The 26,363-nt window shown below is 71.6% G+C and carries 27 protein-coding genes and 1 tRNA gene; 12 read left to right on the top strand and 16 right to left on the bottom strand.

Going from position 1 to position 26,363, the window contains the following annotated elements; all coding sequences use genetic code 11:
- The first annotated feature begins 123 nt into the window (after window positions 1-123).
- From EXE41_RS03965 to EXE41_RS03955, 3 genes are all read left to right on the top strand, one after another.
- Window positions 124-1,800: a histidine kinase N-terminal 7TM domain-containing protein gene (locus tag EXE41_RS03965; RefSeq protein ID WP_086216900.1), complete on the top strand. Its 1,677-nt coding sequence runs from the start codon at window positions 124-126 to the stop codon at window positions 1,798-1,800.
- Window positions 1,797-2,768, top strand: a complete 972-nt coding sequence (locus tag EXE41_RS03960) for a hypothetical protein (protein WP_137690334.1) — start codon at window positions 1,797-1,799, stop codon at window positions 2,766-2,768. Before EXE41_RS03965 ends, EXE41_RS03960 begins: the two co-directional genes overlap by 4 nt.
- A 75-nt stretch (window positions 2,769-2,843) precedes the next feature.
- Window positions 2,844-3,305, top strand: a complete 462-nt coding sequence (locus EXE41_RS03955; protein WP_049929759.1) for a PaaI family thioesterase — start codon at window positions 2,844-2,846, stop codon at window positions 3,303-3,305.
- Here EXE41_RS03955 and EXE41_RS03950 read toward each other — a convergent pair.
- The 4 genes from EXE41_RS03950 to EXE41_RS03935 all read right to left on the bottom strand — a co-directional run bounded on the left by EXE41_RS03950 (window position 3,275) and on the right by EXE41_RS03935 (window position 9,228).
- Entirely contained in the window at window positions 3,275-5,305 is a 2,031-nt protein-coding gene (locus tag EXE41_RS03950; RefSeq protein WP_137690333.1) for a molybdopterin biosynthesis protein, read from the bottom strand. The two genes, EXE41_RS03955 and EXE41_RS03950, sit on opposite strands and share 31 nt — an antisense overlap.
- Window positions 5,302-6,561, bottom strand: a complete 1,260-nt coding sequence (gene glp, locus EXE41_RS03945) for a gephyrin-like molybdotransferase Glp (RefSeq protein WP_137690332.1) — start codon at window positions 6,559-6,561, stop codon at window positions 5,302-5,304. Before glp ends, EXE41_RS03950 begins: the two co-directional genes overlap by 4 nt.
- Window positions 6,562-6,669: 108 nt before the next feature.
- Complete coding sequence (locus EXE41_RS03940; RefSeq protein WP_137690331.1) at window positions 6,670-7,602, bottom strand: PHP domain-containing protein; 933 nt, start codon at window positions 7,600-7,602, stop codon at window positions 6,670-6,672.
- An 87-nt stretch (window positions 7,603-7,689) separates the two neighbouring features.
- On the bottom strand, window positions 7,690-9,228 hold the full coding sequence (locus EXE41_RS03935; RefSeq protein ID WP_049929763.1) for a universal stress protein: 1,539 nt from the start codon (window positions 9,226-9,228) through the stop codon (window positions 7,690-7,692).
- Between the two features lie 194 nt (window positions 9,229-9,422).
- Here EXE41_RS03935 and EXE41_RS03930 point away from each other — a divergent pair, with 194 nt between their 5' ends.
- Together EXE41_RS03930 and EXE41_RS03925 are read left to right on the top strand one after the other, a co-directional pair.
- Complete coding sequence (locus tag EXE41_RS03930; RefSeq protein WP_049929764.1) at window positions 9,423-9,944, top strand: nucleoside deaminase; 522 nt, start codon at window positions 9,423-9,425, stop codon at window positions 9,942-9,944.
- The gene (locus tag EXE41_RS03925; RefSeq protein ID WP_094494926.1) at window positions 9,941-11,044 is read left to right on the top strand and encodes a carbohydrate kinase family protein; all 1,104 of its coding nucleotides are present in this window, start codon (window positions 9,941-9,943) and stop codon (window positions 11,042-11,044) included. The genes EXE41_RS03930 and EXE41_RS03925 overlap by 4 nt, the downstream gene beginning before the upstream one ends.
- A 30-nt stretch (window positions 11,045-11,074) precedes the next feature.
- On the opposite strand, the gene EXE41_RS03920 is transcribed toward EXE41_RS03925, so the two are convergent.
- A complete protein-coding gene (locus tag EXE41_RS03920; RefSeq protein WP_137690330.1) occupies window positions 11,075-11,902 on the bottom strand; it encodes a BtpA/SgcQ family protein in 828 nt (275 codons plus the stop codon).
- Between the two features lie 76 nt (window positions 11,903-11,978).
- Between EXE41_RS03920 and EXE41_RS03915 the strand changes: the two genes are divergently transcribed.
- The 3 genes from EXE41_RS03915 to EXE41_RS03905 all read left to right on the top strand — a co-directional run bounded on the left by EXE41_RS03915 (window position 11,979) and on the right by EXE41_RS03905 (window position 13,440).
- Window positions 11,979-12,458, top strand: coding sequence for a hypothetical protein (locus EXE41_RS03915; RefSeq protein WP_094552896.1), 480 nt, complete (start codon window positions 11,979-11,981; stop codon window positions 12,456-12,458).
- Window positions 12,459-12,543: 85 nt separating this feature from the next.
- The gene (locus EXE41_RS03910; RefSeq protein WP_049929769.1) at window positions 12,544-12,891 is read left to right on the top strand and encodes a 4a-hydroxytetrahydrobiopterin dehydratase; all 348 of its coding nucleotides are present in this window, start codon (window positions 12,544-12,546) and stop codon (window positions 12,889-12,891) included.
- A 66-nt stretch (window positions 12,892-12,957) separates the two neighbouring features.
- Window positions 12,958-13,440 (top strand): hypothetical protein, encoded by a 483-nt coding sequence (locus tag EXE41_RS03905; RefSeq protein ID WP_049929771.1) that lies wholly within the window; start codon window positions 12,958-12,960, stop codon window positions 13,438-13,440.
- Window positions 13,441-13,472: 32 nt separating this feature from the next.
- On the opposite strand, the gene EXE41_RS03900 is transcribed toward EXE41_RS03905, so the two are convergent.
- From EXE41_RS03900 to idi, 6 genes are all read right to left on the bottom strand, one after another.
- Window positions 13,473-14,387 (bottom strand): ATPase, encoded by a 915-nt coding sequence (locus EXE41_RS03900; protein ID WP_137690329.1) that lies wholly within the window; start codon window positions 14,385-14,387, stop codon window positions 13,473-13,475.
- Window positions 14,384-14,725 carry a DUF5827 family protein gene (locus tag EXE41_RS03895; RefSeq protein ID WP_049929775.1) on the bottom strand — a complete coding sequence of 114 codons (342 nt, stop codon included), beginning with the start codon at window positions 14,723-14,725 and terminating at the stop codon, window positions 14,384-14,386. The genes EXE41_RS03900 and EXE41_RS03895 overlap by 4 nt, the downstream gene beginning before the upstream one ends.
- Window positions 14,726-15,159: 434 nt before the next feature.
- Window positions 15,160-15,759: a superoxide dismutase gene (gene sod / locus EXE41_RS03890; protein ID WP_049929776.1), complete on the bottom strand. Its 600-nt coding sequence runs from the start codon at window positions 15,757-15,759 to the stop codon at window positions 15,160-15,162.
- A gap of 384 nt (window positions 15,760-16,143) precedes the next feature.
- Window positions 16,144-16,227: transfer RNA gene (locus EXE41_RS03885), tRNA-Ser, on the bottom strand.
- A 78-nt stretch (window positions 16,228-16,305) separates the two neighbouring features.
- Window positions 16,306-17,061 (bottom strand): DUF2064 domain-containing protein, encoded by a 756-nt coding sequence (locus tag EXE41_RS03880; RefSeq protein WP_137690328.1) that lies wholly within the window; start codon window positions 17,059-17,061, stop codon window positions 16,306-16,308.
- A 96-nt stretch (window positions 17,062-17,157) separates the two neighbouring features.
- Window positions 17,158-17,766 carry an isopentenyl-diphosphate Delta-isomerase gene (gene idi, locus EXE41_RS03875; RefSeq protein WP_049929779.1) on the bottom strand — a complete coding sequence of 203 codons (609 nt, stop codon included), beginning with the start codon at window positions 17,764-17,766 and terminating at the stop codon, window positions 17,158-17,160.
- A gap of 158 nt (window positions 17,767-17,924) precedes the next feature.
- Here idi and EXE41_RS03870 point away from each other — a divergent pair, with 158 nt between their 5' ends.
- Entirely contained in the window at window positions 17,925-19,352 is a 1,428-nt protein-coding gene (locus EXE41_RS03870; protein WP_086216548.1) for an ATP-binding protein, read from the top strand.
- Window positions 19,353-19,403: 51 nt separating this feature from the next.
- Here EXE41_RS03870 and EXE41_RS03865 read toward each other — a convergent pair whose 3' ends face one another.
- Entirely contained in the window at window positions 19,404-19,979 is a 576-nt protein-coding gene (locus EXE41_RS03865) for a class I SAM-dependent methyltransferase (RefSeq protein WP_049929783.1), read from the bottom strand.
- 72 nt (window positions 19,980-20,051) lie between these two features.
- Here EXE41_RS03865 and EXE41_RS03860 point away from each other — a divergent pair, with 72 nt between their 5' ends.
- On the top strand, window positions 20,052-20,681 hold the full coding sequence (locus EXE41_RS03860; RefSeq protein ID WP_086216547.1) for a GNAT family N-acetyltransferase: 630 nt from the start codon (window positions 20,052-20,054) through the stop codon (window positions 20,679-20,681).
- Here EXE41_RS03860 and EXE41_RS03855 read toward each other — a convergent pair.
- From EXE41_RS03855 to EXE41_RS03840, 4 genes are all read right to left on the bottom strand, one after another.
- Complete coding sequence (locus EXE41_RS03855; RefSeq protein WP_137690327.1) at window positions 20,678-21,190, bottom strand: TspO/MBR family protein; 513 nt, start codon at window positions 21,188-21,190, stop codon at window positions 20,678-20,680. The genes EXE41_RS03860 and EXE41_RS03855 overlap by 4 nt on opposite strands.
- Before the next feature lie 35 nt (window positions 21,191-21,225).
- Window positions 21,226-22,242 carry an AI-2E family transporter gene (locus EXE41_RS03850; protein ID WP_086216545.1) on the bottom strand — a complete coding sequence of 339 codons (1,017 nt, stop codon included), beginning with the start codon at window positions 22,240-22,242 and terminating at the stop codon, window positions 21,226-21,228.
- Window positions 22,243-22,355: 113 nt separating this feature from the next.
- Window positions 22,356-22,952, bottom strand: a complete 597-nt coding sequence (locus EXE41_RS03845; protein WP_049929791.1) for a DUF6149 family protein — start codon at window positions 22,950-22,952, stop codon at window positions 22,356-22,358.
- Between the two features lie 72 nt (window positions 22,953-23,024).
- Window positions 23,025-24,245, bottom strand: coding sequence for a PQQ-binding-like beta-propeller repeat protein (locus tag EXE41_RS03840; RefSeq protein WP_241987184.1), 1,221 nt, complete (start codon window positions 24,243-24,245; stop codon window positions 23,025-23,027).
- A gap of 106 nt (window positions 24,246-24,351) precedes the next feature.
- On the opposite strand from EXE41_RS03840, the gene EXE41_RS03835 reads away from it, so the two are divergent.
- Together EXE41_RS03835 and EXE41_RS03830 are read left to right on the top strand one after the other, a co-directional pair.
- Window positions 24,352-24,921 carry a DUF1684 domain-containing protein gene (locus EXE41_RS03835; RefSeq protein ID WP_049929795.1) on the top strand — a complete coding sequence of 190 codons (570 nt, stop codon included), beginning with the start codon at window positions 24,352-24,354 and terminating at the stop codon, window positions 24,919-24,921.
- A gap of 158 nt (window positions 24,922-25,079) precedes the next feature.
- The gene (locus tag EXE41_RS03830; RefSeq protein WP_137690326.1) at window positions 25,080-26,318 is read left to right on the top strand and encodes an NAD(P)/FAD-dependent oxidoreductase; all 1,239 of its coding nucleotides are present in this window, start codon (window positions 25,080-25,082) and stop codon (window positions 26,316-26,318) included.
- The last annotated feature ends 45 nt before the right edge of the window (window positions 26,319-26,363 follow it).

The following is a 26,363-nucleotide window of genomic DNA, read 5'->3' as shown; positions in this document are numbered from 1 at the left end:
CGGCGGCACACAAGCCCCTTGCGCCGAGCGCGGTCGCTCGGGGCGGGGAGAAACCGAGGGCCCCGGGGGGCGCCGGCGCGTGACACAACAGTTTTGTCGGCGCTGGAAGTGGTACCGGTATCGATGAGCGACCTGAGCGCCCTGCCGGTTCAGGCGTACCTGACCGCCTGCCTGCTGGCCGGCGTCATCGGGCTCTGGCTCGGTCGGGTCGCGTGGCGGGAGCGCGACGAGCCCGGCGGCCTCGAGGTCGCGCTGTACCTCCTCAGCGGCGGCGGCGCGTCGCTGCTGTACGGCCTCCAGATCGCCGCGTCCGGTGAGCTCGCGATGCGCGTCGCGCTCAGCCTCGCGACGCCGCTCCTCGGCGCGCTTCCCGTCCTCTGGATGGCGTTCGCGCTGGCGTTCACCGGGCGCGAACGCTGGCGGACGGAGAACCGGATCGTCGCGCTCGCGACCCCCGCGTTCGTCTGGGTCCTCCTCGCGTGGTCGAGCGGGACCCACGGGCTGGCCCGGCGCTCCGTCGCCCCCGTCGCCGACGGCCCGTTCACGCTGCTCGGATACGGGTTGGGTCCCGCCGGCGGCGCGTTCGTCCTCTTCGCGTACGCGCTGTGTCTCGCCGGCGCGTCCCTCGTCGTCGACCTCTACGACCGGACCGGGAACCGCTACCGGCTCCAGACGTTCGTCGTGCTGCTCGGCACGCTGTTCCCGTTCCTCGCGGGGGCCGTGACGTTCGTCGACGTCGGGAGCTACGGGGACCTCTCGTGGCTGCCGACGGCGTTCGTGATCCACGGCGTGTTCCTCTACGGCACCGTCTTTTGGCTCGGCACCCTCGACGCCGCGGTCGTCGCGCGCGACACCGCGGTCGAGGTGATGCAGGACCCGGTGATCGTCTCCGGCTCCGACGGGCGGATCCGCGACCTCAACCCCGCCGCCGAGTCGCTCCTCCCGCCCGACGCGGTCGGCTCGTCGCTGTCGGACGTGTTCCCGCGGCTGGAGTCCGGCGTCGAACACCCGATCGCCATCGGGGACCGCGAGTTCGACATCCAAGAGAACCCGATCACGGACCCGCGCGGGACCGACCGCGGCCACGTCTTCCTGCTCCGCGACGTGACCGCGCGGGAGCGGCGACAGGCGGAACTCGAACGCCGGGAGGCGGAGCTCGAACGGCAGAACGAGCGGTTAGAGGAGTTCGCCGGCGTCGTCTCGCACGACCTGCGAAACCCACTCGCCGCCGCGTCTGCGGCCGTCGAGCTGGCCCGCCAGCGCGACGGCGACCCCGACGGCGCCTTAGAGCGGGCCGCGAACGCCCACGAGCGGATGGACGACATGATCGAGGGACTCCTCGCGCTGGCGACGGCGGGGGAGACGGTCGACGACCTCGACCGGGTTTCGCTGGACGGGACGGTCAGACGCGTCTGGTCGCGGCTCGAGACCGCCGACGCGACGCTGACCGTCGAGGGCGACGCGACCGCGTTGGCCGACCGCGACCGGCTCGAACAGCTGACCTCCAACCTGTTCCGCAACGCGATCGAACACGCGGGAGAGGACGTGGCCGTCACGGTCGCTATCACCCGGGGCGGCGACCGGGCCGCGCTCTCGATCGGCGACGACGGTCCCGGGATCCCGGCCGAGGAGCGCGAGCGAGTCACCGAGCGCGGCGTGTCGCTCGGCGGCGGCACCGGGCTGGGGCTGGCGATCGTCGGCGACATCGCCGAGGCGCACGGCTGGACGCTCTCGGTCGCCGAGTCCGACGCCGGCGGCGCGCGGTTCGTGATCGAGAGGATGGAGGTCGCCGACCCGTGACCGACCCGCCGGAGGCGACCGTCACGCTCCCCGCGGAGGTCGTCGAGCAATACGAGAAGTTCTCGCGGTTCAACTCCCCGTACCCCGCCCACGAACGCGGTCGCGCCGTCGACCTCTACCCGGGCGACGGGGTCGGCCGCTCTCCGGTCGCCGGGACCGTCAGCGCGGTCCGCACCGTCGGCTGTCCGGACCGCCCGTACGCGGCCGACGAGGACCACCTGATCGTCGTCGGCCTCGACGACGAGTGGTGTGCTCGCGCGGGCGCGCCCTCCGGCACCGTCGCGCGGATCCTCCACGTGATCCCGGCGGTGGCGCCGGGCGACCGGGTCACCGTCGGCGACGCGCTCGGCCCGACGACCCGCTCGGGCTTCTTCGGCCAGTGGGTCGACGACCACGTCCACCTCGGGTTCCGCCCGCCAGACGCGAATCCCCTCCGAGCGAGCGGGTCGCTCCCGGTCGCCGCGGACCTCCCCGTGGAGCGGGTCGCGTGGGACGGGACCGGAACCGTCGTCGAGCGGGGGCCGACCCACGTCGTGCTCGCCGGCCCGCGGCGGACCGAGCCCGGACCGTCGTTCGCGGCGCTCGCGAGCGACGGGGGGGTCCCGCTCGACGGCGGGCTGACGCACTACGCGGGCGGCGGGACGTTCGCGGCGAGCGGCGCGGCGCCCGGCGAGGACGGAAGAGATGAGCGACGCCCGCGGTCGGGCGACGCGGTGTCCCTCCTCGGGACCCGGATCGGAACCGCGGCCGACCACGGCGGGGGGTCGTCCGGGGCGCCACGGGTCGAGTGGGGGGCGGTCGACGTCCGCGCGAACGACGATCGCATCGTGGGGCTCTCCCTGTTCGCCGCGCGCGGCGAGCGCTTCGGCGTCAAGTTGGTCTGTCCGGACCGCTCGTTCGCGATCGGCGAGTCGGTGACGGTCGAGCTCGTGCCAAGCGACGACCCGATCCGGCTCGGCGTCGGGTGAGCGAGGCCGTCAATCGATCGCCGGTTGTCGCCCGTTTCCGGGGGGTACAAGCCGTCCCGGGACGACCGGCGGGACATGGATCAGACGGACATCGCGGAGATGGACCCGCTCCCCGACGCGGCGACGCGGTTCGTCGAACAAAAGTTAGAGGACGAACACGGCTACCTCTCGTGGCTGAACACGTCGGTCGAGACGGTCGAGCGCGGGCGCGTCGTGCTCTCGATCCCCTTCGACGAGAAGCTCACGAACACGGACGGGCAGACGATCCACGGCGGCGTGGCGGCGACGCTGATTGACACGGCCGGCGGCGTCGCGCAGCGCACGACGTTCGAGGACCCGCTCGACGGCGGCGTCGCGACGGTGAACCTCAACGCGAACTACCTCCGCCCCGCGACCGGCGACCTCCGCGCGGAGGCCGAAGTGATCCGGGCCGGCGGCTCCATCGGCGTCAGCGAGATGACCGTCACCAGCGGCGTCGACGGGGACCGCGGCGAGGTCGTCGTCGGTCAGGGATCGTTTCGGCTGTTCCGCGAGTAGCCCGGGAGATCGGCGAGGATCGCGTCGATCCCGCCGCGACCGCCGTCGCCGTCGAGTGCGGCCGCCAGCGCCGCGACCGGCTCGCGGCCGGCGCGATCGGGGGCCGCCCTGACGACGACCGACTGCTCGCCGAGCGGGACGAACGCACAGCCCAGCCGTTCCGCCGTCTCGCGGAGCCCGAGCCCGGCGTCCGCGTCGCCCGCGACGACCGCGCGGACCGGGCTCTCGAACGCCTTCGCGGTCCGCTCGTAGCCGTCGATCCGCTCGGCGAGGTCCCGGCGGTCGGCGTCGCGCTCGTCCGCGAGGTCGTCGAGCGCCGTGTCGAGGCTCCGACGGAGGCCCGAGACTGTCGGCCGGTTCCGGAAGCGGAGGTCGCGGTCGACGAGGTCCGCGATCCCGGTCACCGCCTCCGGGTTGCCGTCGGGGACGACAAGCCCCCACTCGCGGGTCCAGCCGCCGAGGGCTTCGGCGTCGACCTCGCGGTCGGTCGGTCCGGCGGTCACCGCCACGTCGGGGACGCCGTCGCGGAGGCGGCGGTGCCCCTCGCGCGAGCCGACGGCGAGGTACCGCGGATTCGCGAGGCGGTCGAGCAGGCGGTTGAGCGCGGGGTCGTCCTCGCCGACGCCGAGCAGCGTCGGCGGGCGCACGTCCGGCGAGAACAGCTGTACCTCGACCGCCTCACCGGCGTCGAGGACCTCCGTGTCCGGGTCGACCGCGACGACGCCGTCAGCCTCGACGAGGCTCGTCGTCGCGCCGGACCCCTTGTCCACCGGGTAGACGAGCGGGCGGGCGTCGTCGTCCAGGTCGAGCAGGCCGACGGGCATCAGCCGGAGGCGGCCCTCCGAGTAGCGCTCGCTCACGCCCATCCGCCCCTCGACGGTCGCCGTCGCGGGCTCGGGCTGGCCGGCGGCGTCGCGGATCGCGGGCGCGACGAACGTGCGAAATATGGTGAGCGCGGACACCGGGTAGCCGGGGAGGCCGACGTACGCGGACTCGCCGACCGAGGCATCGTTCCGGGCGGCGTCCTCGCCGACGCCTTCGTCGCCGTCGCCGCCGTCGGAGCCGCCCCGGTCGAGCCGGCCGATCAGCATCGGCTTCCCGGGCTTGACCGCGACGCCGTGGAGCAGGAGCTCCCCGCGCGCCTCGATCACGCGGTAGATGACGTCGACCGCGCTCGCCGAGGTCGACCCCGACGAGAGCACGAGGTCGCACTCGTCGGCCGCCCGGCGCAGCAGCCGCTCCATCTCGTCGTAGTCGTCGCCGGCGTGCGGGTAGAGGACCGGCTCGCCGCCCGCCTCCTCGACGCCGGCGGCGATCGTCGTCGAGTTCACGTCGTAGATCTCCCCGCGGTCCGGGTTCAGCGCCTCGCCCGGGCGGACCAGCTCGTCGCCGGTCGAGACGATACCGACCCGCGGCCGCCCCTCGACCGGGACCTCGTCGACGCCGAGCGCCGACAGCAGCCCGATCTCGCGGGGCGTCAGCCGCGTGCGCGGTCCGAGCGCGCGGGCGCCGGCGGCGATGTCGGTCCCGGCTGTCATCACGTGGTCGCCCGGCGCGACCGACGTGCGGACAGCGATCCGCGAGGGACCGTCGTCGTCGACCCCGTCCCCGCCCGAACCGAGCTCGTCGGTGCGCTCGACCATCACGACCGCGTCGGCGCCGTCGGGCATGACGGCGCCGGTGGAGATCTCCGCGCAGGTCCCCGGCTCGACGGTCACGTCGGGCGCGGCGCCCGCGTGGACCGCGCCGACGAGGTCGAGTTCGGCGGGATCCGCCTCGTCCGCGCCGAAGGTTTCCCGCGCGCGGACGGCGTACCCGTCCATCGACGCGCGGTCGAAGCCGGGCACGTCGATCGCGGCGTCGACGCGCTCGGCGAGAACGCGACCGCGGGCGTCCGCCAGCGAGACCGTCTCCGGGGTCGGCGACAGGTCGAGCGATTCGATCGCCTCGCGCGCGGCCTCGGGGGTCGCGAGGTCCCGGAACTCCTTGCGGTCGCTCATTCCGTCACCTCCCACAGTTCGACGTCGACGGACTCGCCGGCGTCGAGCCCCTCCCGCGGCTCGGGCACGACCACCCAGCCGTCAGCGAGCGCGACGCTGGAGAGGATGCCGGAGCCGCTCGCGCGGGTCGGCGTCGCGGTCGGGAGCGCGTCGTCGACCGCCGCGTCCCCGTCAGGGCCGTCGTCGGGACCCGAAAGTGACACGCGCGCGAAGGTCCGTACACCGGGCTCGCTCGCAACCTTCCGGCCGAGCGTCGCGCACCGCGTCGGGAACGGCTCTACGTCGGCCCCGCCCGCGCGCTTCATCGCGGGGCGGAGGAACTGCGCCGCGTTGACGATGCACGCGACCGGATAACCGGGCAGCGAGACGATCGGCGTCCCCTCAGCCCGGCCAAGGCAGACTGGGTGGCCCGGCTTCAGGGCGACGCCGTGGACCAGCACCTCGCCGAGGCCGTCGACGACCTCGGGGATCAGGTCGCGCTCGCCGACCGAGGAGCCGCCGGTCGTGACGACCACGTCGGCGTCGAGGTCGGCCCCGACCGCCTCCCGCAGCGCGTCCGGGTCGTCGGTGACGACGTCGCGGTAGCGCGCCTCGCCGCCCCAGCGCTCGACGAGCCGGGAGACGGTGAGCCCGTTCGTCTCGATCACCTCGCCGGGGCCGGGATCCGACTCCACCAGCTCCTCGCCGGTCGGAATCACGGCGACCTCTGGCGGCTCCCGAACCGTGACGGTGTCGAGGCCCACCGAGCGCAGCAGGCCGAGGTCGGAGGGGCGCAGGGCGTGGCCGGGCTCGTAGAGGCGCTGGCCGTCGGCGACGTCCTCACCGGCCTCGCCGACGTTCTCGCCGGTCGCGACCGCCTCGAACACCTCCACCTCGCCGTCGACCGACTCGACCTGTTCGATCATCACGACCGCGTCCGCGCCCTCCGGGACTGCGCTGCCGGTGTGGACCCGAGCGGCCTCGCCGGGCGCGACCGCGTCCGCCTCGGCGGGCTTGGCGGTCAGGACCGCCGGCGATCGGTCGCCGGCGCCGAAGGTGTCGCTCGCGCGGACGGCGTACCCGTCCATCGCGGCGCGGTCGTACCCCGGCACCGGCGCCGGCGCGTCGATCGGTTCGGCGACGACGCGGCCGTCGGCCGCCTCGACCGGGACCGTCTCCGTCCGGTCGTTCGGCGCGACGGCGTCGAGCAGCGTCGCCCTCGCGTCCGCGACCCGGGTCCGCCGCTTGAACCCGGACTCCCGTCTGTCGTGGCTCATGCTCACACATTCGCGGCCGCGGGCAAAAACCCCGTTCTCCGCGGGCGCCGTCGTTCGGACCCTCGGTCGCGGCCGCTCGCCGACGCCCCCGGCCGCCGACGCGCCCGGTCAGGCGAACCACGAGAGGAACCGGCGAGTCCGGTGGACCGACTGGAGGGCGGCGACCTTCGCGGCCGTGAGCGCGCCGAGGGTCGTCCGCCTGGTGGCCCGAGCGCCCCGGGCCGCGCCGGTCCGCGCGTAGTACCCGGACCGGCGTCCGGCGGCGCCGACGTAGTGTTTCGCCGCCATTCGGATCGGCGCGCGCCGGCCGTCGACGGTCGTCGTGCCGCGGCGGATCGCCGTCAGCACGTCGTCCGCGGTGACCTCGCCGACCGACTCTCGCCCCTCGATCGTCAGCTCAGTGAACGCCCGGCCGACGTACTGGAGGTGGTGCGCGTCGCTCGCGGCGACCCCCGGGTAGCCGTGGGTCGCCGCGAACCGCCGCGCGCGTCGGTTTCGGTACCCCGTGAACAGCCACGCGTTGAACACCTCGACGGCGTCGACCTCGACGCCCGGCGCGGCGGCCCCGGCCGCGTCGACCGCGTCCTTGTCCGGCAGTTCCGCGTCCACGCCGGACGTTTCGGCGTCCGGCGCTTCCCCGCCGGAGCCGTCGCCCGATCCGGGCGTCGGGATGTCGCGCTGACGGACGCCGTGGCGCGAGCGCTGAAACGGGTGGGGAACGATCGCGACGCCGCCCTGCTCGTGGATCCGCCGGACCGTCTCGGCGTACGGCTCGCCGCGCGGCGGCATTCGATCGACGCCGATCGCCAGCAGGTGGCCGTGCGCGGTCGACACCTCCACGCCGGGGATGCCGATCAGCCCGTACTCGGCGGCGGTCTCCGCGGCGCGTTTCGACTCGCGGATCACGTCGTGGTCGGTGATAACGACCGCGTCGAGCCCGATCTCGGCCGCGTGTTCCAAGATCAGATCGACCGGCTCGTGCCCGTCGTAGCTGTCCTCGGAGTGCACGTGCGGGTCGATGCTGACGGTGACGCGGGACACGACCGAACTACGCGGCGGGAGGTATATAAATGGAGGAGCGGCGGCGGTTGGCCGAGAGGGGATCCGCCGCGCGCGCCGCCGACGGTCTCACCCCTCTCGTAACACCCGCACCTCGTGGTCCGCGTTCCCGCGGTCCACGATGGCCACGTCGCACTGGACGTCCTGGATGCGCTCGAAGGTCGGCGGAGAGACGAGCCGCGAGGCCGCGGAGCGGTCCCCGCTCGACCCCATGAGGACGAGGTCGTAGGCGTCCGCGTTCGCGCCGAGAAACGCCGTCACCTCCGACCGCGCGACCCGCGTCTCGACCGGCCCCGTCGTGGTCTCGACGAGGTTCGCCAGCTTCGTCTCGGCCCGTCTGCGCTCGGACTCGGCGTCGATACAGGTACAGACGCTCACCCCGCCGCTCTCGCCGGCCAGTCGCTCTGCGAAGTCGATCATCGCGTGCGCCGAGTCGCCGGGCCGGGCGACCAGTACGAGGACGCGCCGCCAGGTGTGGACGCCCGTCGTCGACCGGAACGCGACGGCGTCGAGTGGACCGGCGAAGACCTCCCGGGCGAACGGCGAGAGGAGGCCGTCTTCGGTCTCGTACGGCGTCACGATCAGGTCCGAGTTCGTCGCGCGGGCGGTCTCGACGGCGACCCGGGCCGGATCGCCGTCGGCCGCGACAACCACCTCGCACGGCACGTCGAACCGGGCTCGGATCTCCGCGGCGTGAGGTTCGAGCCGCTCGACCGCCGCCGCCGCCGCTCGGTCCGAGACCTCCTCCTCGAAGTCGCCGTCGAACGACGCCCGCACCGAGTCCGGGAGATCTCCGGGCGTCGCGGCGCCGTGGTCGGCGGACACTGCCCGCTCCGCGACCGCCATCTCCGCGTCGTCGACGATGTCGAGGAGGACGACCTTCCCGGCGTCGTGGGCGGCCGCGAGCCGCGCGCCGAAGAACGCGGTCGCCTCGCTCGTCTCCCCACGCATCGGCACCAGGACGTGGTCGTCAGCCTGCGTGGTCCCGTAGAGGTAGCGAGCGCGCTCCTCGTAGAACCGCGTGCGCCAGACGGTGAACGCGCCCGCGACGAGACTGCCGGAGACCGCGACGGCCACGACGTAGGCCGCCGCCGGGTCGACGGTGGTGCCGAACACGAGCACCGCGTCGCCGCGCGCGCTCACGAGGACCAGAAGCGCGGTCGAGAAGGCGGCCGGTTCCTCGACGCTGGCCAGCCACGTCAGGCCGCCGCAGAGCATGATCGACAGCCCGGCGCTGAGCGGACTGATCGCGCCGGTCGAGACGCCGCCGACACCGAGCAGCGAGAGCTCCAGCGCGGCCCACCCCGCGAGCGCCCCCGCCACGAGCCCCCCGACGAACGTTCTCGGCGAGGAGTACTGTCCCTGCGGGTCGGAGAAGAGCGTGTAGGCTCCCGACGCCAGCGGCGGGAAGAGGAGAAACGAGAGGTCGGTCAGGTTCGTTATCTGAGTGACGAGCGCGATGAGCATCGGCACGAGCAACAGCGTCGTCAGGTGGAGCAGATTGCTCGTGTCCTCGGCCCACTGCCGGAGTTCCGCGAACTCCCGGCGTTCGATCCGACGTGCCCGTCGGCGAGCGGCGCCGAGTTTCGCTCGCAGCCTGTCCAGCATTACTCTAGCTTCGCTCGTGGCGGTCAAGAGCGTGGCGGAGCGTCCGACGCGAACGCCGAGCGTGACCCCGACGCGCGTCGGCGACGGAGGCGACGCGGACCGAGACGCCTCGATGGGGAACCGAGCTCGCCGGACGACGACCGCACGCAGCCGGCGGTACCAACCGTTAGGTTCCCGGAGGCGAACGGGGACGTATGACCGACGCGGACGACGCCGGCGATCCCAGTGAGTTCCGTGACCTCGACGACCTGCCGGACGACCCGACCGACCGGGAGTACGTGGAGCGAACGATCCGGCTCGCCAAGGAGGCGGTCGAAGCCGGAAACACCCCGTTCGGCGCCCTGCTCGTGGTCGACGGCGAGGTCGTCAGCGAGGCGCGCAACGAGACGCGGACCGAGGACGACGTGACGGCGCACCCGGAGCTGACGCTCGCGCGGTGGGCCGCGCGGGAGCTCGACGCCGACGAGCTCGCGGACTGTACCATGTACGCCAGCACGGAGCCGTGCCCGATGTGTTCGACCGCGATCCACTACGCGGGGATCGACCGGGTCGTCTTCGGCGTCGACGGCGAGACGCTCGGCGAGCTCTCCGGCGGCGTGGTGCCGATCCCCTGCGAGGAAGTGGTCCGGCGCGGCGGCGGGGAGACGAGCGTCGAGGGACCGATTGCCGTCGACGCCGCGATGGCCGTTCACCGCCCCTTCTTCGGCGAGTCGTGACGGCGGAGTCAGATGCGAGCGACGGCGGAAGCGGTGGTTCGCCGGCCGTCCTCTGCGTCGGGGCCGCCGCGATAGACGAGTGGTACGCGGTCAGCAACCTCCCGGAGCCGGACGGCGGCGCGTTCGCCCGGGAGGTCACGTCCGCGTTCGGCGGCGTGGGCGCGAACGTCGCGGTCGCGCTCGACCGCCTCGGCCGCGACGCGGGGCTCGTCAGCCGCGTCGGCGACGACGAGTACGGCCGGAGAGCCCTGGAGTACCTCGGCGAGACGGGCGTGGACGGGACGCACGTCGCGGTCGGCGACGACGCCCACACCCGGTCCTTGATCCTCCGCGACCCGGATGGGGAGCGCGCCATCGTCACCGCCGGCGAGAGCTTCCGCGGGCTCCGCCTCGACGGCGACGCGCTCGCCGCGATGGCCGACGCCGACGCGGTCTTCCTCACCGCCTACACGCCTGACAGCGTGGCGCGGCGGGCCCTCGACCGGGTTCGGTCGCTCCGCGAAGCCGCCGAATCAGGCGAGTCAGGGAGCGACCCGCCCGCGCTCGTCTTCGACCTCTCGGGAGCCGTCGAGGAGCTAGTCGGGCGCGGCACGGAGCCGGCGACGGTCTACCGGTTTCTCCATGAGGCCGACCTGTTCGTCGCGGACGGCGTCGCCGCGCCGGCGTTCTTCGGGTCGGCGGACGCCGCGGTCAAACGGGTCGCGAGCGCGCATACCCGAGCGGCCGAGTCGGCGCCCTCACCCGGGCCCGAGTCGCGGTCGCGGGGCGGCCCGACGTGGCCCCGCGCCGTCCTCACGCACGGCGCCGACGGGATGACGGCGATCGCGGGCGGCGAGGTGTCCGAGTTCGACGCGTTCGACGTCGAGACGGTCGACGCGACCGGCGCCGGCGACGCGTTCACCGCCGGGCTGATCGACCGGTGGATCGCTGGAGCCCCCGCGGGGCCGTCCGCCGACCGTGACGGCGTCGCTGGCGGCGTCCGGTTCGCGGCCGCGATTGCCGCGATCAACTGTACGAGCCGGTTCACGCAGCCCGGGCTCCCGACGCGGAGCGAGGTCGAGGCGTTCCTCGCGGACCGCGGCGTCGACGTCGGCCGGTAGGGGGCCCTCCTCCCGATCACCGCGCCCCGCTCACCGAACCGCGTCGGCGGCGTCGACGAGGTCCGCGACGCGGTCGGCGTCGACCGGGGCGGTCGTCTCGCCGCCCCGTTTCAGCGCGGTGCCGACGATCGCGCCGTCGGCGACGTCGAGCAGGTCGGCGACCGTCTCCGGCGTGACGCCGCTGCCGACGAGGACGGGCGTGTCGAGGCCGTGGCGCTCGCGCTCGGCGACGACCGACCCGAGGGCGTCGGTATCGACCGCCTCGCCGGTCCCCGGCCCGGAGGCGATCACGGCGTCGGCGAGGCCGCGCTCGGCGGTGTCGGCGAACGACTCGGCCGTGTACCCCGCGGGCGTCAGCGGGGCGGAGTGTTTCACGTCGGTGTCGGCGAAGACGCCGACGTCGACGCCGAGGCGGTCGCGCAGGCGGAGCGTCTCGTGGGCGCGCCCCTGGACGATCCCCTGGTCGGTGACGCGGGCGCCGGTGTGGACGTTCACCCGGACGAAGTCGGCGCCGACCACGGCGGCGACCGAGAGGGCGGCCTCGGCGTCGTTCCGGAGGACGTTGACCCCGAGCGGGAGGTCCGTCTCGGCGGCGACCGCGGTCGCGGCGCGGGTCACGCCGGCGACGACGTGCGGCGGGACTTCGTCGGGGTAGAAGGGGGCGTCGCCGAAGTTCTCGATCACGATCCCGTCGACGCCGCCGCTGTCGAGCGCGCGCGCGTCGCTCGCGGCCCGGTCGACCGCCGCGCGCATCGCCTCGCGGCCGTCGTCGGGCGCGTTCGGGGCACCGGGAAGCGGCGGGAGGTGGACCATGCCGAGCAGCGGCGCAGCGGTGTCGAAGGTGGATTCGAACTCCATTCTCGGGGACGAGGAGGGCCTCGGACAAAAGCCTCCCCACAGCGTTTAGGCCGCCGGCCACCTGGATCCGGTCGAGATGGGAATCGACGCGACGACGACCGGCGACGGCGACGTGACGCTCGTCTTCTCGCTCGGCGCCGCGCGGTCGCTCGCCGACCCGGCCGCGGCGTTCGCCGACGCGCGCCAGTGGAGCCGCCACGTCGGCATCGTCGCGAACGAGGCGGACCGGGTCGCGCAGTTCGCGGGCGACTACGGGATCGACAACGACTACGCGCTCACGAAGTGGGACAAGTGGGGGACCCTCGCGGACATCCGCGAGCAGAGCGCCGCCCCGCGGTGCGTGTTCGTCGGCACGACCCGCGCGGACGAGCGCGTCGCCACCGAGACGGGCTACGAGTTCTTGCGCGTCGACGAGGCCGCCGAAAAGGCCGGCTGGGAGCTCTCTGACCCGAGCGCGACCGGCGCGGACGGGGGCGCCACTGACGACGAGCGCGGGAGGGGGCGCCTCGGCCGGCTGCGGCGCGCGGTACGCGAGGCGATCTCGCGGCTCCGGTAAGGCCTCGGTCCGCGCTTTTCGGTCGCCCGTCGTCCTCCGGGGTCGACCGCGGAAGGTACAAACCGTTCGTCGCCTAACGTGGGGTATGTCCTCACCGCTCGCGGACGAGCCGGTCGAACCGGCCGGCGACGACGCGGAGCCGCTCGACGGAGACGAGTGCGCCGACCACCTCGACGAACTGGGCGACGCGTGGGAGGTCGTCAACGACCACCACCTGGAGGCGAGCTACGAGTTCCCCGACTTCGAGACGGCGCTCGCGTTCACGAACGACGTGGGCGAGCTCGCCGAGGCGGAGTGGCACCACCCGGACATCTCGCTGTCGTGGGGCGAGGTCGGGATCGAGATGTGGAGCCACGAGGTCGGCGGCCTCACCCGCGCCGACTTCGTGATGGCGGCGCGGATGGACCGCCTGTACGCCGCCGACGGCGAGTGACCGCACCCGTCCTGACCTGACACATCAACAAACGGGTTTAAACCCCTCCCGGCGAAACGACGGGTAATGAGCGAGAACGTCTTCCTGGTCCCGATCGACCCGGAGAACTTCGACCGAACCGTCCGGTCCCCGGTCGATCTCACCGACTACCCCGATCGCCCCGAACCCCTCGCCGACCTCGACGAGACGCGCCTGTGGGCCGTCGACGACGACAGCGGCAACGGGTCGACGTTCGAGAAGATGGCGTCGGGCGACCTCCTGCTGTTCTACGCGGACGACGAGTACGTCGCGACCGGCCGCGTCGGCGAGGCGTTCGCGGACGAGGACCGCTGGGTGAGCGGGACCTTCTGGACCGCTTTCCCCACCACGCGGGTGTACACGGTCACCGACTTCGGCGCCGTCGCCGCGCCCAAGCGCGCAGTCAACCGGATCTTCGACTACTCGTCGTCGTACACGCCCGGCTTCATGCGCGTCGCCGACAGCCGCGTGACCGCCGACCTCTCGTCGATCGAGTCCGCGCTGGAACACTACACGAAGCGGAACGCCTGAGCCCGGGCCGCACGCGACGCTCCGTCGCTCCTTCAGTTCTCGACCGAATCCGTGAGCGTCGCGTACGCCGGCTCGTACGCCGCCGCGATCCGGTCGGGATCGCCGCGGACGTCGCCGGACAGCGCCGGCAGCGAGACGGTCGCGAGCGGCTCGATCATCTCCGTCACCGCGTCGACGTGCTCCTCGCGGCTCCCCTCTCGCGGGCTCCCGGCCGCGACCGCGCGGGCCTTGGCGTAGCGGTCGCCGGCGTATAGCCGCGCGCGGCCGGGGTCGACGACGGCGACCGCGTCGGGCGCGACCGGCCCGTCGCGGGGAAGGGTCCCGGCCACGTCGGCGTACGACTCGACGACGACCGGGACTGGCGTCCGCGCGACGCGGTCCGCGAGCCGCTCGATCGCGGGGAGGTGCGCCTCGGCCATCACCTCGTTGAACGCCGGTACGTCGCGCACGCGAGTCGCCTCCGCGAGGGGGAGGCGGTCGGTCAGCGCGTCGGGGAACAGCCCCACCTCCTCGGCCGCGCCGTTGACGACGAAGCGCGTGCCGGACGCGGTGGTGACGCGGTCGCAGAGGAACGTGCGCTCTGCGTCGCCGAGCATGCCCGTCCGTCCCGGCGTCGGTCGCCAGAGCCGGTGGACGGGGTTGATCGATTCCGGCGTGACCGCCGAGGGCGACGGGGAACCGTCGTCGGCCGCCGCGAGCGCGCGGGTGTTCGCGGCCGCGAGGGTGCGGGCGTCCTTCCCGTAGAGTCGGGCCGCGTCGGTCGCGATCAAATAGTCGTCGTGGTCGAACCAGAGGTCGTTGCCGGCCCGGGGCTTGACGCCGACCGCGTCGCCCGCGCGGTCGGCGAGGTGTGCGACCAGCCCCGCCGAGAAGGTTGTCTTGCCGGCGTCGACGCGCGCGCCGCCGGCGACGAGGTACGTCGGCGGGTCGGATCGGTCCCCGGTCACGCCGACTCGTCGAGTTCGTCGGAGTCAGCGTCCGACTCGGCGTCGGTGTCGGACGCCCCGCTGTGGTCCTCGTCCGTGGCGAGCCCGTAGTATCCCGGGCCGTCCTCGGTCAGGGGCTCGGCGACGACCATGTCGTCGGCGTGGACCATCACCCACGGGACGGCCCAGTCGACCAGCACGGCCTCGGTGTCGGGGTCGACCTCGGCGTCCGGTTCTAACCCCTGAAGCAGGCGACCGATCTCCGGGATCGTGTACATCTGGTCCGGCTCGAACAGCTCCGCGGGCTCGTAGAAGTCGCACGGGTAGGTGGCGTCGAACGCCGACTTCGGTTCGGGCATGCGCGAGCGTACGCGACGGCGTCCGTAAACGCTGCCGATACGGTTCGAACCTCATTCCGTGGGGTGGCGCGCGCCTTCGAGTGGCCGCCGAAGGCGGCCGCGAGGAGCGCGTGCGATGGAGTCGGCCGACTAGAGGGAGGCAGACGAGACTGGGGCGGTGAGAGGTGCGGTGCCGTGCGGGACGGGGCTCAAACGGGCAGCCGCGCTCGCCGAATCCCAGCGACGCAAGCACCGCAGGGAGTGAGCACGGCGGACGACCGCGGAGCGCGGCGAAGCTGTGGGAGTCGAGCGCGGCTGGGGCTTCGGAGGCGTTCGTCATCGCCTCGCCGGCGACCAGTCATGACTCACACCGCCTACGCGAACCCGTCGCTCACCGGGCAACACGCTGCGAAAAAATGCGGATCTCGACGCGCGTAACGCGTCCGGAGACGCGCTTACTCGAACAGCTCGACGGCCTGCTCGTAGCGGGTGGACGGCTCGTCCCAGTCGACGACCTCAAAGAAGTTGTCGACGAACTCGCCGCGAGCCGGGCCGTAGTCGTGGTAGTAGGAGTGCTCCCAGACGTCGAGCGCGAGGATCGGGTGACCGCCCCAGACCGCGCCCTCGTCGTGGTTGTCGACCACGACGTTGCGAAGCTGATTCGAGAACGTGTCGTACACCAGCAGGGCCCAGCCGCTCGCGCTGCCCGCGGCGGCTTCGAACTCGCCCTTCCAGGCCTCGTACGAGCCGAAGTCCTCCTCGATACGGTCGGCGAGGTCTCCTTCGGGCTCGTCGCCGCCCTCCGGCGACATGTTCTGCCAGAACAGGTCGTGGAGGATGTGGCCCGACGAGTTGTGGGTCACGTCGCGGATGGCCCCGGCCGACGAGGAGAAGTCGTGGTCCTCGCGGTTGGCCTCGAGCGTCTCCTCGGCGGAGTTCCAGCCGTTGACGTACCCCTGGTGGTGGGTGTCATGGTGCCATTCGAGCACCTGTTCGGAGATGTGCGGTTCCAGCGCGTCGTAATCGTACGGCAGCGGATCGAGTTCGTAACTCATGCTTGTATCACCTATCACGAACATGTGCCGGAAACCTGTTAAAGATAATGCGGCACGTGGTACCACGCGTCACTGGACGTGAGTGTTACCGGGCGTTTCAGGCCAGCAGCGATGTGATTGCGGTTCCGGCGGTCGAAAGCGCGAGACGAGAGACCGATCCGAATCGGCTGTCGAGAGAACCGAGTAACTGAATTCGGTTTCGCGGTCGCTCACTGATTCAATCCCGCACGAAACGCGCGCAGCGCGAGCTGCGCCGCGCGCCTACGGTGGGACTGGGATTCGAACCGATGTGAGACGGTCACCCTCCCTCCGCTCTGGCGCTGCGACTCACAGGCTTCGAATCCCGCACGAGACGCGCGCAGCGCGAGATGCGCCGCGCACCTACGGTGGGACTGGGATTCGAACCCAGGAAGCCGTGAGGCTACCTGCTTTCAAGGCAGGCGCAATGGGCCACTCTGCCATCCCACCACACGTGACTGCTCGGCGTCGGACGACTAAGTGGTGTCGGATCCGACGCACCGGGCCCCGCCGCCGCGCACGAGACGCTCAGTCCCGAACCAATCGTTGCTCGCCGTCCTCGACGACCACGTCCAATCCCTTCTCGTGGACGAACGCGGCCGTGTAGTCCGGCACGACGCGCTCCGCGGCGAACCGCGCGCGGAGCATCGGGACCACGTCGAGGAGGTCCGCCCCGGTCTCCAGCGAGGGGGACGGCCCGACGAAGTCCACGGAGCGGTCGGCGTCGCGGCCGCGCTCCGCGAGCGTCGGCAGCGCGGGCGCCTCGAAAGCGCCGTCGAAGTCGATCGGTTCCGTGAACCCGGCGTAGTACGCCCGGCCGTCCGTCGAGGGCCCGAGGACCACTTCGGTCGTCCGGAGCTTCATCGCCGCGGAGTCGACGCTCGTCCGCGAGAGCAACGGCGCGGTCGGGGTGACGACCGCGACGGAGTCGGCGCCCTCCTCGCGCAAAAGGTGGGTGACGGTGTTGCCGGCGCGCGCGCCGAACGACGAACCGACCTGCCGCTCGAAGCGGACCTCGTCGGTGCCGCCGAGGGTGTCCGCGACGAGCGTCCGCAGCTCCGCCTCCGGACTCGTCTCCGTCCGGTGCTCGGCGGGGAGGTCCTCGTCGTTGGGATAGTTGACGAGGAGCTCGCCGCCGGAGCGGTCGACCGCGAGGACGGCGTCACGGAATTGCGCCTCGTAGAGGTCAGCCGCCTCGGCGGCCGACAGCGGCGTCGACTCGGCGATCGCGGTTCCGACGAGCCCCTCGCGGGGCGGATTCGCCAGCAGGACGACGACGGTCATACGGGATCGCGGCGCGGGAGCGTCTTCAAGTCGCCGTTTCGGTCCGAGGAAGGGGAGCCCGGACGCGCGGACCGATCTGGGAGATGCGGCGGTCGGTCAGGAGAAGTCGCGGCGCATCGCGATCTCGAACCACGGGCAGAGGCGGAGCTGCCGGTACAGCTCGGGGTTCTCGTGGAGGTGGTCGTAGTCGGCCCACAGCATCCCGCCGATCTCGTCGTCGTCCGGGTCCAAGGCGGTGTCGTCGAGGGTCACCTTCAGCACCGCACACACCTCCCACTCGACGCCCTCGTTCGGGTAGTAGCGCTTGTACTCGAACTTGTCCGTCACCCGGAGGTCGTCGTACTGGTCTGGCGAGATGCCCAGCTCCTCTTCGAGGCGCTGCTCGGTAGCGTCCTCCTGAGATTGTCCCTCGACGGGGTGGGAGGCGACCGTGCCGTCCCAGTGGCCGTCCCAGAGGCGCTTGTTCGGCGCGCGCTGGGCCAGCAGGATCCGGCCGTCCCGGTCGAAGACCAGGCAGGTGAACGCGCGGTGGCGGATCCCGTCGCCGGTGTGCGCGTCGAGTCGGTTCACCGTTCCCTGCGCGACGTCGTCCGGGTCGACGGCGATGACGTCCTGAAGCGCGTTCTCGTGGTCGGTGTCGCTCGCCTCGCCGGTCGCGTCGTCGCCGGCGGGATCCCCCGGCGCGGCCGCGTCTTCGGAACTCATGCGCGGTACGTCGCAGACCAAGGCTAATAAGGGTTCGATACGACGGTCGCCTCGCCGCGCCGGTCGTTCCGCTTTGGCCCGCCATCCGCCGATGCTACCGCCCGCCGCCCGGGGGCGCTTCGACGCTCTTAACCGCGTCCCGGCGCTACTAGCCGCGGATGAGTGACCCGGCGCTCGACGTCGTCGAGTTCGTGTTGACGACGCACTTCTACACGCAGAACCGCGACCTCGACGAGAACGACCTGCCCCCGCGGTTCCGACAGGTGTTCTGGTCGGCCGACGCCGCCGAGGACGCCCCCGGCGGCGTGGAGCGACCGCTGAAGGCGACCGACGAGGCCACCCGCACCGCGACGGGCGTCGAGCGACCCTGGGACGCGGTCTCCGACCTCCTCTTCACCCAACGCACGGAGTTCTCCGGCGAGATATCGCTGACGCAGCCCGGAATGGGACTGGAGTGGTACCGCGACCACGCCGACGACGACCGGATCGCCGGGAACCCGACGCTCGTCGCCGCCTTGGAGGCCGCGGACGACCTCGATGCGCCGGTGACGCGCGAGGCGGCGAGAGACGACGTGCGGCCGGTCCAAGCCGACCGCGTCTGGATCGACGCGCTGCTCTCGCAGTACTTCGACGAGGACGAGGACGGGGAGATGCTCGACCTCGTCAACGTCCGCGCGCCCGAGGAGATCGAGACGACGCTGGCGGACCTCGTCCTGACCGGCGACCAGGAGGGCGAGATCCAGAAGATCGTCAAGGCGATCGAACACCGCGAGTACCTCGCGGAGATCGGCCTCCGCGAGATCGGAAAGCTGCTGTTCGTCGGCCCGCCCGGCACCGGAAAGACCACCGTGTCGCGCGCGCTCGCTCACGAGCTCGGGCTCCCGTTCGTCGAGGTGAAGCTCTCGATGATCACGAGCCAGTACCTCGGCGAGACGTCGAAGAACGTCGAGAAGAGCTTCGAGGTGGCCAAGCGGCTCTCGCCGTGTATCCTCTTCATCGACGAGTTCGACTCGGTGGCGAAGACGCGCCGCTCGGACGAGCACGCCGCCCTGAAGCGCGCGGTGAACACCCTGCTGAAGTCGATCGACGAGGTGTCGCTGGTCCGCGACGAGGTCCTCCTCATCGGCGCGACGAACCACCCGGACCAGCTTGACGCCGCCGCGTGGCGCCGCTTCGACGAGATCGTCAACTTCCCCAAGCCGGACCGCGACATGCGCGCGGACATCCTCCGCGTGGTGACCAAGGAGATGAAGATCGCGGACTTCGACCCCGAGGAGGTCGCCGACCGGACCACCGGCCTCACCGGGTCCGACCTCCGGATGGTGCTCCGCGAGGCCGTCCTCGGCGCGCTCACGGAGGACCGGATGACGATCACGCAGGCGGACGTGATGGAGGCGGTCGAGGACTTCGAGGAGCGCGACAACCTCAAGAACATGGACATGATCGACGGGGAGGGCGCCGAAGTCCTCGGCGAGACGGGGTCGAACGACGCCCACGACCACGCGGATCACGACCACGATCACGCCGACGAGGGGTCACCCGACCCGGCCCGCGGCGCCGAGCCGCAGGGACGGACGCAGGACTGACGCGTCGGCTTCGGTTCTGCGGTCGAGTATAAACGCCGAGTTCGCGGCGACTCAGCGCCGAACGCCGGCGACCGTATAGCCGAACCCGCGATCGACGATCCGCGGGTCGAGGCCGGCGTCGTCCATCGCGGCCGCGAGGTCGTCCGGCGCGCGGAACCGCGACTCCATCCCGATCGCGCGTTCGCCGACGGCGAGGAGCCGTCCGAGCGGGTGGTCCGGATCGAACTCCCGGACGACGAGCGCGCCGCCGGGCACGAGCGCGCGGGCCGTCTCCGCGAGCGCGGCGTCCTGATCGGGCAGGTGGTGGAACGCGTCGACGACCGTGACCGCGTCGACGCTGGCGTCCCGGAACGGCAGTCGCCCCGCGTCGCCGGCGAGGCCAGAGAGTCCGCGGACGCGCCGCGCCCGTGAGAGCATCTCGACGGAGGCGTCGACGACCGTGATGTCGGGACCGGTCAGCGCGGCCGCCGCCCGTCCGGACCCGCCGCCGACGTCGAGGAGGCGCTCGATCGGACACTCGGCGTGGGCGAGCCCCGCGGCGAGCGCCTCGCCGTCCGCCGGCGGCATCGCGAGGTCGTACAGCGGCGCTACCCGGTCGAAGAAGCCCACGTCGCCGAGTCCGTACATGAGCGGAATGAGCCCGGCGACGGATAAAGAGCCACCGACCGTGTTTAACCGCTCGACGCCGTACGACGACCCATGGAGTACGCGCTCGTCTGTCCCCCGGACGAGGGGACCACCCTGCGGCTCGATTACCGGGCCTTCGCGTACGCCGGGAAGTTCGTCGTCGGCGGGCCGGGGAAGTCGGTGATCCGGACGCCGGACGGGAGCCCGGCCGCGCCGGAGTGGGAGCCCGACGAACCGCTACCGGAAACGGTCAACCGCGACGCGTTCGACGAGGACGTGATCGCCGCCGTCTCATTCTCCGCGGACCGCACCGACCCCTCCTGCTGTCGACTCCGTTACGTCACCGTCCACGCCGCGCGGCGCGGCGAGGGGATCGGCCCGCGGCTCATCGGTGAGACCGTCGCCGACCTGTCCGCCGCCGGCTTCGAGCGCGTGAAGATCGCCGTGAACAACCCGTTCGCGTACGAGGCGTGCCACAAGTGCGGCTTCGCGTACACGGGGGAGCAGACGGGTATCGCCGAGTTGGAGCTGGCGCGACCGGCGGCGGCGCCCGCGGACGCAGAGCCAGAGCGGTACCGCGAGGGGCTGGAAGCGTTTCGCGAGACTGACGGGGAACTGAGTCGAGCGGAGCGCCGATTCGTCGCCGAGCGGCTGAAGCGCGGGCCTCCGGAACTCGACCGGAGCCCGCGTGACGGCGGCTAGTTGAGCGCCCAGATCGCGTAATTGAGCGCGGTCGCGAAGCAGACCCACGCGAGGTAGGGGAAGAGAAGCGCCGCCGCACGCCGGTCGACGCGGTCGAACGCCCAGACCGTCGCGACGACCAAGGGGAGGAGGACGGCGAGGACGACGAGCCCGAGTTCGGGGCGTTCGAGCCCCCAGAAGACCGGCGACCACGTGACGTTGACGACGAGCTGGATCCCGAACAGCGCGAGCGCCGTTCGTACGCGCCCCGCCGACGCCGCACCGTCGCGTCCGGCGAGAGAGACGAGGGCGGCCGCGGCGCCGCACAGCGCGTACAGGATCGGCCAGACGACGCCGAACGCCCAGCCGGGCGGGTAGAAGGCGGGCAGCTCCAGCGCCGCGAACCACGCGCTCTGTGTCGTGGTGAAGGGGACGCCGAGCGCGCCGATCAGGTTGACGGCGACCGCCGCGCCGGCGATGCGGAGGGCGTCGCGTCGGTCCGGAAGCCGAGAGGTCGCGGTCGTCGCCATGGGCGTTCTCGACCCCGCTCGGGCTTAAATCCCGCTCAGATCGCGTCGTAGTCCTCCCGGAACGTCTCCAGCGTGGCCGCGAGCACGCCGATCACGATGGGGCCGACGAAGAGCCCGGTGAACCCGACCGAGTAGATGCCGCCGAACACGCCGAGGAGGATGACCGCGGGGTTGAGGTGCGCCTGCTGGTCGATGACGAGCGGTCGGGCGTAGTTGTCAACCATCGCGATCACCGCGACGCCGTAGACGGCGAGGAACACGCCCGCGGTCACTTGATCGATGATCACGAGGTATGCGGCCGCCGGCCCCCACACGAAGAAGGCCCCGATGAGGGGTAAAAGCGCCAGCACCGCCATCACGAACGTCCAGAACACCACGTTGGGGATGCCGGCGGCCCACAGGCCGAGCCCGGCGACCAGTGCTTGGAGCAGCGCGACCGAGATGTGGCCGATGACGACCCCCCGAGTCATCACGTTGACGCGGTCGACGAGGTCGGCTGTGACCTCCGCCGGCAGCGGGCTCGTCTCTCGGATCCACCCGACGAACGCCGGACCGTCGATAAGGGTGTAGTACACCAGAAAGAGCGCGAGCGACAGGCCGACCGACGCTCGGATCGCCGTGTTCAAAACACCGCTAAACCCGCCGAACAGCGTCTGGACGAGTAGTTCGCCGCCGGTCTGGAGGAGATCGCCGATCTCGGGGTCCTGTCCCGTGAGCGTCGCGATTTCGGCTTCGATCGCGGCCACGTTTATCGACGTCTCGCCCGCCGCGATCGCGGTGAGGTCGCGGACAAACACCAACGTGATGTACGCAAGCGGCAAGATCACGGCGACGATGGCGGAGAGGATGAGCGTCAACGCTGACAGCATCTCGCCGAACCGCGTCGAGACGCGACGGCGGAGCCGGCGCGTGAGCCGCCGGTGGAAGGGGTAGAGGATGAACGCGAGGATCGCCGACGCGATCACGTACTCGACGAACGGGAGGATGACGAAGAGCGTGAGAAGCGAGACCGCTCCCATGAGCAGGAGGAGGAACGATTGCCCGCGGTTCATACGCCACGGTGTCCCCCGCGGATTATAAACGTGCCCGGCAGGCGGACGCGGTCGGCGGGTCTGCCGGCGAACGTGAGAGCGAAGGCGGATCTACCGACCGACCGTGACGGCGATCAGGCGCTCGCTTCGTCTTCGTCGAGGCCGGGCGCGGTCGCCGGGTCTACCTCCTCTGGCTCCTCTGCGCCGCCGCCCACGACCGTCTCGCCGTCGTCGGTCTCGACGTACACGTCGTCGGCGAAGCCGGCTAGCGCGTTCTCGTACTCCGGCTCGTCGAGCTTCCCCGGCGTCTCGGGGGCCTCGGCGAGACCCTCGGGCGGGCGGAACTCGCCCAGCGGGTCGTCGATGGTGATCCCGAAGTCGGTGAAGAAGGACTCGTACCGGCGGTAGTGCGCCTCGAGCTCGTCGCCCGGGATCTCCATCATCTCCGTCCAGCCGTGGTTGAAGAAGTCGAAGTTCGCCTGAACGTGGGTGATCTCGCGGGCCTCGGCCTCCGGGAACCCGGCCTCCAAAGCGGCGACGTAGGTGTCCATCGTCGCGTCGAAGAAGCTGTCGAGGTGATCGCGGCGCTCCTCGCGCCGGTCCTCGTCCGCCTTGTTGAGGAAGATGCTCGTGTGGAGGTCGACGAGCTTGTCGTTGGCGACGTCGCCGACGACCGGCGTGGTCAGCGCCTTCTTGGCGGCCCAGTGACGGATGTTCTGCCGGATTTTCATATCCGCGATTGGGCCGGGACGCTCTTGAATGTGTGGCGTCTCATCGGGTCGAAGCGCGACCCGGCAACCGTTTCAGCTCTCGCCGAGCGCGTACACGTCACCCGCATGGGTCGCCGCGAGGACGACGCCGTCGACGACGGTCGGGGCGGCGCGGACGCCCTGGAGGAGGACGTCGGTGTAAGAGCGCTCGCGACTCCGGAAGGACCACCGCTCTGTCCCGTCTTCGACCGCGATCGCGCGGACGGTCCGACCGTCGCCGAGGTACGCGACCCCGTCCGCGACCATCGGCGCGGTCGCGCCGGCGATCTCTTCGTCGCTCCACAGGCGCTCGCCGCCGTCGCCGACGGCGACGAGGCCGAGTTCGGTCGGAACAACCGCTCTGTCGGCCGTGACGGCGACCGATCGCCGGACGGGCCCCGGGAGGTCGTCAGTCCGTTCAACGCTTCCGTCGCCGAGGTCGAGCGCGTACAGGGTCCCGGCCCGCGTTCCGATCAGGACGCGGCCGTCGGCGACGGTCGGCGTCGCGGTCGCGTCGCCGTCGACGTCGGTCGTCCACAGTTCCGCTCCCGAGGCGGCGTCGTAGGCGACGACACGAGGACCGCCCGCGCCGTAGACGACAGTTCCGTCGGCGACGGCGGGCGCGGAAGCGTACTCAGCGAGGTCGTTGCGCCACCGTTCGGTCCCGTCGCGGTCGAACGCCGCGACGGTCTGCGTCTCGTAGCCGCCTCCCACGAACACGCCGTCGGTGGTCACGGTCGGCGCCGTCGTGATCTCCGCGTCGGTCAGCCGCCGCCACCGCACCTCGCCGCTCTCGGCGTCGACGGCCGCCAGTCCGCGGTCTGTCTCGCCTCCGCCGTTCCACACCGTCACGTATGCGATGCCGTCGCGAACCGCCGGCGTCGACGACCCGTCGTGACCGACCTCCGTCGACCACTGTACCTCGCCGGTCGCGAGACCGAGACGAAACAAGGTCCCCGAGAACGAGACGTACACCCGATCGCCCACGACGACCGGCTGTGAGTGGTCGTACCGGTACGGCGTCCGGCGCCAGAACACGTCGACATCGTCTTTCGGTCCCGCCTCCTCGCGGTGTCCTCCGTGCGCCGGTCCCCACTGGAACTGCGAGCGTGCGCTGTCCTCGGCGCCGTTCGTCTCGACCTCCCGGTTCAGTTCGGGGTCCGGGCGGTCGCTGTCCGATCGCTCGTCGTCGCCGCCGCGCACGTTGTCGAGACAGCCACCAACTCCGACGAACCCACCGACCGCCAAGGTGGAGAGGGCAGTTCGTCTGTTCACGCCGCAATGTCCCCGAGAGGATTATAAGTGCCTTCTGTCGCCGGCGGGGTCGAGGCTTCCGTGGTCGGAATTATTATTGTGTGTGGAGCGCAATACTAAGCCGATCATGGACGACGCTGACGACTGGGCGGCGCAGGTGGAGGCGCAGCGAGCGGCGAAGGTCGAGCAGTTCCGCGACTCGGCCCGGTCGCCGCTGCCGGTCTCGATGCGAGGCGACGCGTTCCCCGGACTGGCGTACTTCGATCCGGACCCGGCGTTCCGGTTCGTGGTCCCGCTCCACGAGCACGACGAGAAGGAGACGGTGACCGTCGAGACGACCGCCGACGGTGAGCAGACGTACAGCCGCTGGGGCGAGTTCCGCTTCGAGGTCGACGGCGAGCAGGCGACGCTTCAGGCGTACCGACCGGCCGACGGCGCGGACCGGTTCTGGGTGCCGTTCCGCGACGCGACCAGCGGCGAGGAGACGTACGGCGCCGGTCGCTACCTCGATCTGGAGCCCGACCGCGACCGCGTCGACGGCGAGTGGATCGTGGACTTCAACCTGGCGTACAACCCGACGTGCGCGTACAACCACGCCTACGAGTGCCCGCTCGTACCGACGGAGAACTGGCTCGACGTCGCGATCGAGGCCGGCGAGCGGGACTTCCCCGCGGAGCCGGCCGGCGCGGACCACTGACCGGGACGCGACTTTTTCTGCGGGCGTCCGCGATCGACCGCCCTCCCCCCGTCGCGAGAAGGCCCCGAGTACGGCGTTTCCGGCGGGCGTGCGTCTCGGCCGCACAGTGGCGGGCGCGGATGACAACCCACATTAACCGTGAATCCGAACGCCGGGATATGAGCGATTCGTACGTGATCGTCGGTGACGGTATCGCGGGCGCGTCCGCGGCCGAGACCCTCCGCGATGAAGTGCCCGACGCCGAGATCACGGTTCTCACGGACGAGGGAGAGTCCCTCTACAACCGGATCCTGATCAAGGAGTACGCGAAGGGGAAGCTCCCCGAGGCCCCGATCTCGATCCATCAGGAATCGTGGTACGACGACCACGACGTCGACCTCCGGCTCAACACGGTCGTCGTCGACATCGACATCGAGAACGACGCGGTCCACACCCACGAGGGCGAGACGTTCGAGTACGATTCCCTCCTGCTGGCCGTCGGCGGCACGCCCCAGCAGCTCCCGATCGAGAACGCCGACGCGGAGGGGATCCACCACTTCTGGACCTTCCAGGACGCCCGCCGGATCAAAGAGAGCGTCGAGGGCGCCGAGCAGGCTGTCATCGTCGGCGCCGGACTGCTCGGCATCGACTTCGCGGCCATCTGCGGCGCGCAGGGCGTCGAGGCGAAGTACCTCATGCGCGGCGACAACTGGTGGCGCTACGCGCTCTCGGAGGAGGGCGCAGAGATCATGCACGAGGCGATGCGCGAGCGCGGCGTCGAGCCCGTCTTCGGCTCGGGCGTGGACCACTTCGAGGTCGACAGCGACGGCCACGTCGAGGCCGCGGTCGACCCGAACGGCGAGCGCTACGAGTGCGACTTCGCGGGCGTCGCCATCGGGCTCGACTTCAACACCGAGCTCCTCCAAGACACGCCGCTGGAGCTCGACGACGGCATCGTCGTCGACGAGTTCATGCGAACCAACGTCGACAACGTGTTCGCCGCGGGCGACATCACGACGTTCAACGACCTCATCCTCGGCGAGCGCGCGAAGAACGGCTCGTGGGGGTCCGCGAAAGAGCAGGGGACGATCGCCGCCCGGAGCATGGTCGACTACGGCGCCGAGGAGTTCGAGTGGGTCTCCTCGTACTCGATCACGCACTTCGACTTCCCGTTCCTCTCGTTCGGCCACCCGACGCTCGGCGACGACTCCGTGGAGGCGACCACCGGCGAGAACGAGTGGCGCCGCGTCGCGCTGAAGGACGGGAAGGTCGTGGGCGGCGTGCTCATCGGCGACCTCTCGCCGCAGTCCGCCTTCAAGCAGCTGATGCGCGAGGGGCGCGACGTGAGCGGGCAGACCGACCTCCTCATGGAGCCCGGGTTCTCAGTCGACGACCTGGCGGCGACGACGGAGCAGTAGACCGCGGCGCCGCCGTGAGTTCCGGTACCTTTTGGGCCGCGAGCG

The sequence above is a fragment of the Halorubrum sp. SD690R genome, assembly GCF_005435035.1.
GTDB classification, from domain to species: Archaea; Halobacteriota; Halobacteria; order Halobacteriales; family Haloferacaceae; genus Halorubrum; species Halorubrum ezzemoulense.
This window is presented reverse-complemented; position numbering and strand designations above follow the sequence as displayed.